Here is a 13,647-nt window from a genome sequence, read left to right as displayed (position 1 = left end):
AATAAAATGAAAACCTTAAAGGAAAAAACCCTTGAAACCCCTCGATCCAAAAAAATTCTTGACCCTAATTACCATTCATCAAATATGAGATAAACCGTTGCATTCCCTGCCGCTTGGCAGGAGTCAAGGGGTAACTGATGTTCTGGGTATAATAAATATTCATGTCATAAATCGGTGAAGGATTTTCCGCGATGACGGCCGGAAGGTTCTTTAAACCGATGCTATTCGCATCATTAAAGGCGTTTATAAATTCTTTCGGCAAGGCCCTATTACTAATCCATGCCGCGAAAACAAAGGGCAAACTGGTATATTTCATCCAGGCATCGGCCAGGTCAAATATGTAGGGCGATTTAAGACGTTGTTCCAGGGCGCGATCCCCGATAACTAAGCCGGCATCGGTACCTTTAATAAATTGTTGATAATGCCCCGTTGTTTCCACGAATTCGACATCCAGCTTCCAATATTCCTTAACGAGCAGTTTCAATAAAGCTACCGAGCTACGGCTCTGGTAATCTAAAAATATCCGCTTGATTTCATGTAAGGGCACATCGCTAAACAAACACACTGAGGCCACGGGCCCATCCGCCCCGATGCAATAATCTGCTATGATATGAGCTTCTTTGAGTTTCGGTACAATTGCCACCGGTACCAGGGCAACATCCACATCCCCATCTATTAATTGTTGGGCGATTTTAGCCGGGTAATCTACCGTTAATTCCATCATTTCCATGACCGGGTGATTCCTAAAACCGTACAATAATGGTCTAGTATTTGAATAACTTACTGCCGCAACTTTTACTTTCCGTTCCAATTTCTGTAATTTTGAAGCCGCAAAAATACTTAAATTCCAGTTTAGATACTCAACATCCATGATCTTGAGCTGTTAAATAGGAATTAAATTGTGAATACGAGTTATATATATCAATCTATGCAATTACAAGCCTTAACTGCTATTTCCCCTATCGATGGGCGTTACAGGAGCCAAGTGGAAGAACTGGCCCCTTATTTTTCCGAGTTTGCCTTGATACGCTACCGCGTGATGGTGGAAGTGGAATATTTCATTGCCTTGGCAGAACAGAAAGTGTTTAGCCTATCCAAGACGAAATTCCCGGCCCTGCGCAAAATCTACCAAGAATTTACGGTGGAGCAAGCACAGGTGATTAAGGACACCGAAAAAATCACTAACCATGATGTGAAAGCAGTGGAATACTTCCTCAAGAATGAGCTGAAAGGCCTTGGGATGGAAGATTTGTTGGAATGGGTGCATTTCGGCTTAACATCGCAAGATATTAACAATACTGCAACACCACTGATGTGGCGCGATGCCGTGGAACAAGCCTACATGCCCGCGGTGGCCAACCTCATCCTCGCCTTGAAAAAAATGGCAAAAAGTTGGATGAAAGTGCCTATGCTGGCTCGTACACATGGCCAACCGGCATCCCCGACGATCCTCGGTAAAGAAATCATGGTATTCGTGGAAAGGCTGGAAGGACAAGTAAACTTGCTAGGCCAAATTCCATTCGCCGCTAAATTTGGAGGGGCAACCGGAAATTTCAATGCGCACCACGTTGCGTTCCCGAAAGTCAACTGGGAAAAGTTTGCCAACAAGTTCGTGAACAGCACGCTCGGCTTAACCCGTATGCAGTACACCACGCAAATTGAGCATTACGATAACATCGCCGCACAATTTGACAGCTTGAAACGCATCAATACCATTTTAATCGACTTTGCTAGGGATGTATGGCAATATATTTCCATGGATTATTTCAAACAGAAGATCAAGAAAAACGAAGTTGGTTCCTCAGCGATGCCGCACAAGGTAAACCCGATCGATTTCGAAAATGCGGAAGGTAATCTTGGTATCGCCAATGCCCTTTTTGAGCACCTGGCCGTAAAATTGCCTATCAGCCGCCTGCAACGCGATTTAACTGATTCAACTGTACTGAGAAATATCGGTGTTCCATTATCCCACACTTTCATCGCCCTCCGCTCCCTAGATAAAGGGATGGGTAAACTAATCCTCAACGAATCAAAACTTAAAGCGGATTTGGAAGATAATTGGGCAGTAGTTGCGGAAGCAATTCAAACCGTGTTGCGACGCGAAAACTACCCGCAACCTTACGAGGCATTGAAAGCATTAACTCGCGGGGGGGAACAAATCAATCAAAAAACGATCCACGCTTTCATAAACAGCTTAAAAATCAGCGCAGCTTTAAAGAAAGAATTGAAAGCTATAAGCCCGCATAATTATACGGGCGTTTGGCAATAAATAAATAATTTGAACACATTTAATACACCCGGTATTTACTGGTACCGGGTGTTTTTTTATATGCGGGGACTTATATCCAGTTTCAAAATTTGTGTCGGTATTGCAATTATTTTTATTGCCATGGCGGCGATATATTGGGACGGTTCCATCGAATTTTTATATCCCGATGGAAAAAAATTGACCGTTCAAATTAGCAGCATTTTTTTTAATACCGGGCTCGCATGGTTGATACATGCCTTTGTCTACAGGGCTACCGCAAAACTATACAAGGCGGCGACACCATTCACATGGCGAATTTTACAATGGCTGCAAATACTTTTATTTGCAATTGCAAGTTTTTACTTGCTATACCTGGCCAGGCTATATGCTGGTCACACCCATATCCTGCGATCCACGCCGGGAGAAGACCAGTTTATCTATGCGATCAATTACTTGCTATATGCTGGAGCCGGGCTACCGTTGATCGTCGTATTACAGATCTTTGTAGGCATGTTTGTTAAGAAAGGAATCGCAACAAAGGTTGAAGAGCATTTCGCATCGACAGATGAATAAATTTATTACCTTCCAGTTAGACTAAGTATTAATTTTCCCGATGAATTCAATCAAGCCAAAGCCTGCATTTTTTCCACGTACCGTATTGCCCTGGTTGATAGCCTTCTTCCTGCTTTCAGCATATTTATTATTCATCTCTACCGGCAAGATTAACCTACGCATGCATAATTCATATTACGAATTAACCAATGGCTTCCTGGTCACTGTATTTGGCATGTTACTGTTAGCTTTTACCGGCTTATATTGGATGGGTAAGGGAATATTAACGGTCCGGTGGCTCAATACAGCACATTTTGCAGGTACGGTACTGGGGATTATCGGCATTTTAGCAAGCGCCAGGTTAGCTCCACATTCATTCGTCATGAGGAATAATTACTTGCGGCTTTTCGAGTATAGTTGCTTTACCCTCGGGCTGTCACAAGTAATATTTATTATTCACTTGTGGATCGGTAAGCCCGGCAAGATGAAAGGAAACAGCTAATTATTCTTCCCCTTTTTTCTTCAAACGATCTTTTACATAGGTTACTTCCGTCTTCCCATGGGGTTGGGGAACGCCGTGTTCATCCAGGTTTACAAACACCATCCTATCAATAGTTAAAACCTTTTGTTGCGTTAATTTGTTCCTTACTTCGCAACGCATGGTGAGAGATGTAACTCCAAATTTCGTTGCCACGATTCCCAATTCTATAATATCCCCTTGTCTCGGTGCAGAGATGAAATTTATTTCGGAGATCAACTTCGTTACCACGTGTGGATTTTCAAGTTGTATGATTGCATAAATCACCGCCTCTTCATCGATCCATTTCAGTAAACTACCGCCGAACAAAGTTTGGTTGGGGTTCAGATCTTCCGGTTTCACCCACCTACGGGTGTGAAAATTTAATTCTGGAGTTGATTTCATGTCATGTATCCGATTGATTCAGGGCAAAGTTCGCAAATATAGCCCGAATACTTCGATCGAGTTTTTCAATAATGATATAGAAATGAAAAAGCAGGATAGAAGACTATCCCGCTTTCTTTAAATATTGCATGCTGTTGTTTGAAAACAATGTTACTTATCCTCTCCTATGACTTTCTCCCCTAGAACTTCTTGAAGATGATCCATTCGAAGATCTAGCAGGGCTAGATTGCCTTTGCGGTGCAGAACGTTGTACCCTCGGGCTAGATTGCCTTTGTGGCGCTGTGCGTTGTACCTGCGGACTAGATTGCCTTTGGGGCGCCGTACGTTGTACCTGCGGGCGTGATTGCCTTTGCGGTGCAGCGCGTTGCACTTCCGCTCTTTGTTGTGAACGGGCAGCCGGTTGGGGAGCAGATCTCCTTTGCGGTGTCTCCCTTCTTACCGAACGTTCGGCAGGTTGCGTATTCCGGGAATTATTACGGTTCACATCCGGGGATGTTGACCTGTTAACAGGCCTGCCGGAACGCATCATCGGATCATCCGGGCGGCGGTTAATAGCGGACCTGTCATTATTTGCTTGCACCCTGCTTCTACCCGGGATATTCGTTCTCGTTGCCCTACTATTATTAGGACTTGGTGAACTGATCCTCCCGTTATTCGGGGAACGGCTATCTGCTACGGAGTTTCTAACCGGCCTACTATTATTGGAAACAACGGCGCGGTTATTACCCCTGTTATAATATTGACGCGGGGCCGGGCGATTGGCTTCACGGGCGTTATTAGCAATGTTAGGCCTGTAAATAGCTAACCTCCTACCGTTATTACTTGCCACACCAGGACGGGAGGTTCCCCTTACAACGGTTGTTCTAATAGGTCTCCTAACATAACGGTTTACTTCCCTGATTTGTGGTCCCCTTACATATACATTCCTATTGACAACATAAGTATTATTAATAATTGTAGTTCGACCATAGTAATAATTATTCCGGCCGAAAGGAATATGGTAGCGGTACCAAGACCTGTCGCAAATATAACGACCGGGCAAGAACACCCAATGCGCAGCAGGAATGTTGAAGCTGATATTGATATTGATACCGGGGCTTAATGGCGCCCAGCCATAATATCCATCGGAATGTCTCCAACTAACCCATGCCGGCCCCCATACGCGTCCGGGAATCCAAACCCATCCGTAATATGGATCTTGTCTCCATCTACCGTAGTGGAAAGGCGCCCAGCCCCAACTGTAATTCGACACCCAGGTCCAACCGTAATTGGTATAAGACCAGTAGCCATTGGAATAATAAGGTCTGAAATCCCTACCGGCATTCGGGGCCCAGATATAACCGTATTGCGGGTCGTTGATCCATCTACCGTAAGGACTTAATTCATCATAAAAAGTTTGATACGACGTTTGGTCATAGTTATCGTTGTATTGCTCGTTTTGATCATCATAATAGCCCTCACTATAATCATCATCGTAATCGCTTTGGTATTGCTGACCGGCAGCAATGCTGTAGCTAGTCACGGTCAACAGACCGGTAAAAACTACTATAAATGGTAACAAAAGCTTTCTCATAAGTTGATGTTTTAGCCAGATAGAAAGTAATTATTCTACTGAGGTTCGATGATAATAATGCAAATGCGTTGCCAAGAAATAATAAATTCAGTTTCTTTAACACTGTTTAACTTTAGAATTTAACAGAGTATTAGCATAAGACAATTTATTAACTGTAAAACAATCATTTAAAAATAACCAAAATCAACATATTTCTAAAATGGCCTGAAGGGTCGCCCATTTCATGCAACCGATTGTAGGTAAATTTTTAAGCCAAATTCTGAAAAAAGGCAAGGGTTCTATGTTCCGACCAATAATACGGGTTACCGAATGTAACGAATCCGACATGGCCGCCATTAGAAGGTGTTTCGAGGAAAAAATTAGGGTTTTGAGCCGCGGCTTCGAAAGGATAGCAAGACTTGCCCAGGAATGGATCATTTTGCGCATTCACCAGCAGCGTAGGTATTTTTATATCGCGTAGTAACGGTTTAGAACTAGATAAAGTCCAATATTGAATAGCGTCCTTAAAACCGTGTATAGGCGCCGTAAATCGATCATCGAATTGCCTGAAAGTCTTTATGCGCTCAAAGCCGTCGAGGTCAATGGCCCCAGGGAAACGCAAGGCTTTCTCTTCCAATTTCCCTTTCAGGTTGCCGATAAAGCGTTTCATGTAAATGAAGTTTTGCCTTTGCTCCAATGCCTTGGAGCTATCTGCCAGGTCGCAAGGCACGGAGATCGCTACCGCTGCCTGCACGATGCCCTGCAAAGCGTTCGCCTCTTCCCCTAAAAACTTAAGCAATACATTTCCTCCCAATGAAAAACCGGCCAAGTAGAGCTGCTTTCCCGGGTATTTTTGCCTTAAACCAGTTAATACATGCCGCAAGTCACCGGTATCGCCGCTATGATAGAACCTTAGTTGGCGATTGGGCTCGCCGCTACAGCCACGGAAATTCATTGATACGGTATCAAAACCATTACGGTTTAATAAATGTACTAAGCCCAACATATATTTCCGGGAAGCATCACCTTCCAAACCGTGCAAGATAAGCACCATTTTATCTTGCCCGCTAGCAGAAATATCAAGATCTATGAAATCATCATCCGGCGTGGCAATACGCTGTCTTTGATAGGCTACCTGCGGAACATTTCTAAAGAGCGTAGGGTACATCGTTTGGACATGCTTATTTCCAAATAAGACCGGCGCTTTATATGTTGTTACAGGAATAATTGGCATTATATATAATCACTTCCCGCTATCATAAAAGATAAGGCGCCTATGTTTAGCGCCCCGTTCCTTTATTTAGCTATTTCTATTTTAACTTTCTGTTTCTTGATCTTTTCCCCCTTAACCATGGGTAATACAAGGCTGGCTTTTGATTTGCGGATGGCAACGAAAGACATGAAATCCTTCACTTCGATCAAGCCTATATCTTCTGCCCGGAGCTGCGCTTTATTTGTGAAGAAGCCTACGAGGTCGATCTTGTTCACTTTATTCTTCTTCCCGGCTGAAATATAAAATGTAACCCATTTCGGTTTTTCAGGGATGGTCAATCCTGTTGTCGGGATAGATATTTCAGACGTTTCTTCCAAGATGTAAGCCGGAACCTGTTCTGAGGGGCCGAGGATCAATATAGCGGTACCACTTGCCTCCATTCTTGCCGTACGACCATTCCTGTGCGTGAATACCGCTTCATTTACAGGTAAATGGTAATGTATGATGTAACGGATATACGGAATGTCTAATCCCCTGGCAGCTAAATCGGTTGTTACCAAGAAGTTTACAGTGCCGTTCCTGAATTTGAACAGGGCGCTATCCCGGTCCCTTTGTTCCATTGACCCGTGGTAATATTCGTTCGCTATTCCTTTCCCGGACAAGTATTCACTCACCCTTTCCACGGATTCTTTATGATTACAGAAGATAATACTGGGCCTGTTTCCAAGGTAGCAAAGCAGTTCGAACAAGGTCTCCAACTTATCAACTTCCGGACTTCGAACGGTTTGTAACGCTAACCTTTGGATGATAGCACCATCTGCGGGCAGGAAATCTAATACCTGCGGTTCATTGAATTGAACGAATGACGGCACATCTACCAAGCGTGTGGCCGATGTAAGGACACGGTGATCAACATTTTTTAAAGCATCCACGATAAAAGACACTTCTTCTGAGAATCCATGTTCCAAGGTTTTATCAAATTCATCTAGTACTAAACTGTTGATGGTATCGAGCGTGATGTTTCCCCTCTTGATATGATCTTTCAAACGCCCTGGCGTCCCGATGATGAGCACGGGGGCTTCTTGCAAGTTGTTTTCTTCCGTCTCACGTAAATGCCCACCATAGCACACCGTTACTTTATACCCGGTGCGCATTGAGCGGAATACCTGCTCAATCTGCATTGCCAATTCCCTGGAAGGCACTATCACCATGGCTTGCGTGCCCTTCTTAGAAGGGTCCAAACGTTCCAGCAAGGGGATTAAGAAAGCCAATGTCTTTCCTGAACCTGTCGCAGATAACAACATCACGTTATCATTTTGGCGGTTGGCTTCGATAGAAGCTTCCTGCATTTCGTTGAGCGCTTCGATATCGAGGTAATTCAGTATATCTTGAACCGATAAAGATCCTTGTTCCATAATAATTATTAGTGTTCTACCAACAAAGCGTCATTACTTTTTCCGCTTCGCTTGTTTTTGTTTTTTCTCATGCTGGTCAATTAATAATTGCCAGTTATCGTTAGGAGTATCATCGGAAAGGGCCACCGTTTCATTGTATTCCCCTTTCGTGATGGTCAGTTCATGAATTTCTTTGCCGATGTATTTTTCAATTTTCTTTAGCATGTCCTGCTCCTCCTTACTGCAAAAGGAAACGGCCCTACCTTTCTGTACGCCGCGCCCGGTTCTACCTACGCGGTGTACATAATTTTCCGGCTCATCGGGTAAATCGTAATTCACCACGATCTCAACATTAGGAATATCGATACCCCGGGCATTAACATCGGTGGTGATCAGCAAATGGATGTTCCCACTTTTGAATTGTTCCATTACATCCAGCCGGTCTACCTGTTCTTTCCCACCATGCATGGTTAGGCTGGGTATGCCCACCCTTTCCATTGCCGCGGCTACCCGTTCTGCCCTGACCTTCGTTCTTACAAATACCAGAACTTTCTTCCCTTCATTATCTTTTACAACGCGTTCCAGGAAAAAGCGTTTATCGTCCATCTCGATATAAGCTACGCTGTGCGTGACATTCTTCGAAACGGGGTCATCGGGAGAAATCTGTATCCTGATCGGGTTATTCACCACGGAATAAGCGAGATCTTTGATTTCTTTATCCAGCGTCGCGGAGAAAAACAAAGTCTGATGTTTTCTCGGTATATGGCGGAGGATATCCTGGATATCTTTCATGAAGCCCAGGTCCAACATATGATCCGCTTCATCCAAAATTAATATCTCAACATACTTAAAATTGATATGCCCCTGGTTCAAGAGATCGAACATCCTGCCCGGGGTCGCGATCAAAACATCTACACCTTTATTTAAAGCCTTAATTTGATCATCTTGACCTACGCCGCCAGTTAGCGCTAATACATGCAGGGAAGTATATTTAGCCAGTTCACTAAAAACCCCGGCAATTTGTATGGCCAACTCCCGTGTAGGTACCATGACAAGGCTGCGTACCTCTCCTTTTACTTTCTTTGGGTGAATCGTTTGTAAAATATGTAATACGGGGATCGCGAAGGCGGCTGTTTTACCGGTACCCGTTTGGGCAATCGCCATAACATCTTCCCCTTTTAGTATAGATGGGATGGCCTTATACTGGATATCTGTAGGCCGTTTAAAGCCCAAATCAGCCAAGCTACGCTTGATTTCCCCTGAAATGTTATACTGTTCAAATTTCATAATAGCATTGATCTTGCTAACTTTGCAAGTACGCAAAGGTAGCTATTTGCAACGGATTTGTAGAAAATAACAATATTTAGCCTTCCAAGTTCCCTATTTCTTCAAAAATCGCTCCCATTAAACAAAAAAAGAATAGGTAAAGGTTCTATGCTCCCGCATAATCACGTCCAAAGGGAAATATACTTGAAATCCAACCATCCCGAAAAACCGGTGTATCGGAATCTTCGCAACTCTTTGGCAGCTTTTTTGTAATTTATGTAACAATACTACTATATGAAGAAATGGCTCAAATTATTAATATGGATAATAGGCGTATCTATAGGATTAATTATTATACTTTGGTTAGGACTTGCCTTAATAATCCAACAACAGAAAAAGGCTTTATTAAGTCAAATCAATGATAAGCTCAATGAAGAACTGGAAGCGAATGTAACCATAGCAGATATAGAACCCACCCTGCTTAGAAGTTTCCCCAACATTTCCGTCGCATTAATAGATGTCAGTATTAAAGATAGCCTTTGGAATAGCCATAGGAGGTCACTATTAGAAGTCAAAAACATCTTTTTGAAAGTTAATACCTTTTCCATTTTAAAAAAGAAAATTGACATCAAGGAAGTTTCTTTTGAAGATGGACAGGTGTATTTGTATACTGATTCTACCGGCTATACGAATACCAGCGCTTTCAAATTAAAAGACGCGGCCGATGCGGGACAGCCCAAGAAAAATCGTTTACTGGATATACAGCATCTCGTATTTAAGGATATGCAATTATTTATCGAGCATGTGCCCAGGCATAAATATTTTCATATCGACATCAAATCGATGAGTGGGGAAGTTATACCTAAAGATAGCGTGCTGGATATTCGCCTGGTAAATGATATTCATTTGCCCAATATTGAATTTAACCAGGAAAAGGGATCATTTTTTAAAGATAAAAGGTTGTGGGGTAAGCTTTACCTGAAGTATCACACCCCCTCCCAACTAATGGAAGTCCCGCAGCAGGATATCCATATTGATATGCAAACTTACAATATAACAGGTTCATTTTCCTTCTTGAAGGATCATAAAAATTGGCAACTCTACATCATAGCGAATAAACTGCCGTTTCAAGAGGGATTATCAATCTTATCTTCCAATATCTCCAGCAAACTTGATACGATCGAGTTTGAAAAGCCGCTGGACATAAGAGCGTCTTTGAATGGCATCTTGAGATACCCAGATACTCCCCTAATACATGTGCAATGGCAAACCTTGAACAACAACCTGCTGGTTAAAGGTAGCCCGTTGACGGATTGTAGTTTTCACGGGGAGTTTTACAACGAAGTAGTGCCGGGGTTGGGGCATAATGATCCCAATTCAATGATCAGGATTGAAGATATGAAGGCCAAGTACTTCGGCGTTCCTTTCCAAGCAGATTCCGTCACCATTCATAATTTAACCCAACCGGTGCTGAAAGCCTTGTTCAGATCTTCCTTCCGCTTAAGCAACCTCAACGAACTAACAGCGGGAACATTTAAATTTGATTCCGGTCATGCCACGGCATTGTTGAGATATGAAGGCGGCATATTACCATCTGATACCATCATTCCAACTATCAATGGAAACCTAAACCTGGAAAATGGCGCCTTTGAATATCTCCCCAGGAATATCAAGGTGCAAAGGTGTAATGTTATATTAAATTTTAAGGATACCGACCTGTACATGGATAATTTCATCTTGCAAACAAAATCCAGCAAGCTTGCTTTAAATGGTATTATTAAAAACATTACCACTCTTTATTTTAACGCACCCGAAAAAGCGCTGATATCATGGAATATAGAAAGCCCCAAGGTAGATCTCAACGAATTCAAATTCTTATTAGCACAACGTAAAAAAATTACCCCGGCCAGGAAACACCAGGTAATGAGCCGTTTTACCAAGCAACTGGATGCTTTCCTCGATGCCAGCAACGTGGAAATGGACGTAAATATTGACGAGGTGAACTACCGGCACTTTAAAGCAGCCAATGTCCATTCTTTCGTTGGCATCAACCAGGATGCTATAACTTTAAAGAAACTGGGCGTACAACATGCCGGCGGCAAAATTTTAGTGGACGGGAAAATCGGGCTGGGACAAAGCCAGAACCCTTTTAACTTGGATGCTTCGATTCAGCAAGTACATATCAACCAGTTGTTTTACGCTTTCGAGAACTTCGGGATAGATGCGCTCACCAGCAATAATTTAAAAGGTATTTTCTCTGCCAATGCAAATATTACCGGGAAAATAAAAGATAACGGGGAATTGTTGCCACATTCTTTTTTCGGGAAGATTAAATTCGATTTAAGAAAAGGCGCCCTCTTGAACTTTGGTCCTTTAGAAGATATCAGCAAGTTTATATTTAAGAAAAGGAATTTGGATAATGTTGAATTTGAAAGGATTCAAAATACCTTGGAATTAAAAGGTGATAAAATCATCATTCCCCCCATGCAAATTTCCAGCTCCGCTATTAATTTAGACGTTGAAGGCGTATATGGAATCGTTAAAGGTACTGATATATATATGACGGTGCCCTTACGGAATCCAAAGAAAGATGAAGGCTTGAGTAAAGAAGAGAAAGCGAAAAGGAGAAACAAGGGGATCGTGTTGCACTTGCATGCCACCGATGATGGGCAAGATGACGGGAAAGTAAAGATAAAACTGGGAAAGAAAAAAGATAAATAACCTGCTGTTAAAGACCCGGAGCCCTATAAATAGTATGAAATTATGTGCCTTCCTACTTATTTAGTAATACTGTAAAGAACAATTCCCATTTACCACGCGCGCGGTAAATGGGAACATGATTTTGTACTGCAAATACTAGCTACCGTGCTAGCAAGGTTTTATATAGAACAGGGGTTTACTCTATACAAATAGCTTTCCTGATGATCGCATTGGGCTCCTCTCCACGGGTAGTAAATTCCGTATAATGCGTTGGTCCACCCGGCATTGTCACCCTGATTTCGTAATCGGTGTCCGGTTCCAAGGTGAGTACGATCTCCCGGTTAGGATGGCCAATAAAACACCACCCTACTTGCCTTTGCTTATTATAAATATAAATACATGCCCCCGGGATCGATGGACAGACCGTTCCGATCAATGTAATAATCGGCTTTCTAGGGATAGTTTCGATCACCGTTGGTGTTGCAAGGGCATATATATCATCGCTCCCCATACCACCGGCACGGTTGGAAGCAAAATATGTAAAGCCATTCTGATTGACATTATAATAAAAATCATCCGCCGGGGAGTTTGTAGGGTATTTCAAGTTCTCGGGGCTTGACCAGTTTGTCTTAAAGCCGGTGGAACGAAAGATATCATATCCACCCATGCCGCTCCAACCCTTACTGGAGAAGTATAAATTATTACCGCTTATAGTCGGGAACGCTTCATCTTCCGGCGTATTGATGGTTGCCCCGCAATTAACTGGCTGAGACCATGTACCATCCGGCTGCCGCGTACTGTACCATATGTCTGTTCCTCCTTGGCCTCCGGGCATATCAGAAGTAAAATAAATAGTTTGTCCATCGCCGCTAAAAGCAGCCTGTCCTAAAGAATATGCACCGGGATTATTATATGGGAAGGGTACGGGTTGCTTCCAAATACCGGAGCTACTATCTTTCTCGGTATAATATAGCTCTAACCTCCTATAACCGTAAACGATACTTGGCTTTTCGCCTTCTTTTTCCCGGGCGATATGCTTTGACTTAACCGGGTTGGTAAGTGTAAAATAGGCCGCGTTAAAATCTTTATTAAAAACGATGGGGCCAACGTGATATTTGTATTGATTAAATGTCGATGAAAAGTCCCAGGCTTTCAGGTCCTTATTATCCTGATGTTCGGCGTAATAAAGTTTGTAATAGCTGTTGTTAGTGCGACCATAACGGTTTTTATTATAGTTACTATTGGGATTTAGTTGTTTTTTCAGCAAGGTATCAGTCATAAAGATGATACCACCTGGATAAAAAGTGGCGGCCCAATCGGAGCTGCTGGAATTAAGACCATTAACCGGTTGTATTTGCGCTATAGTTGGTTGTGCAATCCAAGCCGGGGCAAGATCGCAACCTTCTAGCCTATGTTGAACTTTACCCCCGCCATTCCCACCGTTTGCATATTGTTGGAAAGCCTCTTTCGCCTCATCATATTTTCCCAGGGACATCAGCATATCACCGTAATATAGTTTCCAATCGGGTTGGGCACCAGGGCGGGCAATCAATTTAGCGTAAATATCCGCCGCTTGACTGTAATGGTTCATCTGCCTGTAACAATCAGCCAAGCGCACCCAGGTAATATCCCTCACACGTTTTCTTTTTACCAAGCGTTCATAGATGGAAGCCGCCCGGGCGTAATCGTAATTATTATACAGGATATCGGCTTGTTGATCCAAGGATTGCTGTTCCTGTGCATTGACGGAAAACACGGTAAAGAAAAGGAATACTATGCTAAAATATTTTCTCATAATGC

Annotated in this window: 11 protein-coding genes; 4 read left to right on the top strand and 7 right to left on the bottom strand. The window is 42.8% G+C overall.

Features of this window, described 5'->3' with window-relative positions; translation table 11 throughout:
- Positions 1–64 precede the first annotated feature (64 nt).
- Positions 65–811 carry a menaquinone biosynthetic enzyme MqnA/MqnD family protein gene (locus COR50_RS14560; protein ID WP_098196252.1) on the bottom strand — a complete coding sequence of 249 codons (747 nt, stop codon included), beginning with the start codon at positions 809–811 and terminating at the stop codon, positions 65–67.
- 117 nt (positions 812–928) lie between these two features.
- Between COR50_RS14560 and purB the strand changes: the two genes are divergently transcribed.
- From purB to COR50_RS14545, 3 genes are all read left to right on the top strand, one after another.
- On the top strand, positions 929–2,269 hold the full coding sequence (purB, locus tag COR50_RS14555; protein WP_098194661.1) for an adenylosuccinate lyase: 1,341 nt from the start codon (positions 929–931) through the stop codon (positions 2,267–2,269).
- A gap of 120 nt (positions 2,270–2,389) precedes the next feature.
- A complete protein-coding gene (locus COR50_RS14550; protein ID WP_098194660.1) occupies positions 2,390–2,821 on the top strand; it encodes a hypothetical protein in 432 nt (143 codons plus the stop codon).
- A 40-nt stretch (positions 2,822–2,861) separates the two neighbouring features.
- A complete protein-coding gene (locus COR50_RS14545) occupies positions 2,862–3,302 on the top strand; it encodes a hypothetical protein (RefSeq protein WP_157760882.1) in 441 nt (146 codons plus the stop codon).
- On the opposite strand, the gene COR50_RS14540 is transcribed toward COR50_RS14545, so the two are convergent.
- The 5 genes from COR50_RS14540 to COR50_RS14520 all read right to left on the bottom strand — a co-directional run bounded on the left by COR50_RS14540 (position 3,303) and on the right by COR50_RS14520 (position 9,168).
- Positions 3,303–3,722, bottom strand: a complete 420-nt coding sequence (locus COR50_RS14540) for an acyl-CoA thioesterase (protein ID WP_098194658.1) — start codon at positions 3,720–3,722, stop codon at positions 3,303–3,305. It lies immediately after the preceding gene.
- A 154-nt stretch (positions 3,723–3,876) separates the two neighbouring features.
- On the bottom strand, positions 3,877–5,295 hold the full coding sequence (locus COR50_RS14535; RefSeq protein WP_098194657.1) for a DUF6600 domain-containing protein: 1,419 nt from the start codon (positions 5,293–5,295) through the stop codon (positions 3,877–3,879).
- Positions 5,296–5,542: 247 nt separating this feature from the next.
- Complete coding sequence (locus COR50_RS14530; protein WP_098194656.1) at positions 5,543–6,508, bottom strand: YheT family hydrolase; 966 nt, start codon at positions 6,506–6,508, stop codon at positions 5,543–5,545.
- A 62-nt stretch (positions 6,509–6,570) separates the two neighbouring features.
- Positions 6,571–7,902: a DEAD/DEAH box helicase gene (locus COR50_RS14525; protein ID WP_098194655.1), complete on the bottom strand. Its 1,332-nt coding sequence runs from the start codon at positions 7,900–7,902 to the stop codon at positions 6,571–6,573.
- 33 nt (positions 7,903–7,935) lie between these two features.
- Positions 7,936–9,168, bottom strand: coding sequence for a DEAD/DEAH box helicase (locus COR50_RS14520; protein WP_098196251.1), 1,233 nt, complete (start codon positions 9,166–9,168; stop codon positions 7,936–7,938).
- A 273-nt stretch (positions 9,169–9,441) separates the two neighbouring features.
- On the opposite strand from COR50_RS14520, the gene COR50_RS14515 reads away from it, so the two are divergent.
- Positions 9,442–11,868: an AsmA family protein gene (locus tag COR50_RS14515; RefSeq protein ID WP_098194654.1), complete on the top strand. Its 2,427-nt coding sequence runs from the start codon at positions 9,442–9,444 to the stop codon at positions 11,866–11,868.
- Between the two features lie 175 nt (positions 11,869–12,043).
- On the opposite strand, the gene COR50_RS14510 is transcribed toward COR50_RS14515, so the two are convergent.
- Complete coding sequence (locus COR50_RS14510) at positions 12,044–13,642, bottom strand: tetratricopeptide repeat protein (protein ID WP_198405656.1); 1,599 nt, start codon at positions 13,640–13,642, stop codon at positions 12,044–12,046.
- Between the last annotated feature and the right edge of the window lie 5 nt (positions 13,643–13,647).

The organism is Chitinophaga caeni, from assembly GCF_002557795.1.
In the GTDB taxonomy this organism is placed as follows: Bacteria; Bacteroidota; Bacteroidia; order Chitinophagales; family Chitinophagaceae; genus Chitinophaga; species Chitinophaga caeni.
The sequence above is the reverse complement of the archived record's forward strand: the minus strand, read 5'-3'. Positions and strand labels throughout refer to the sequence as shown.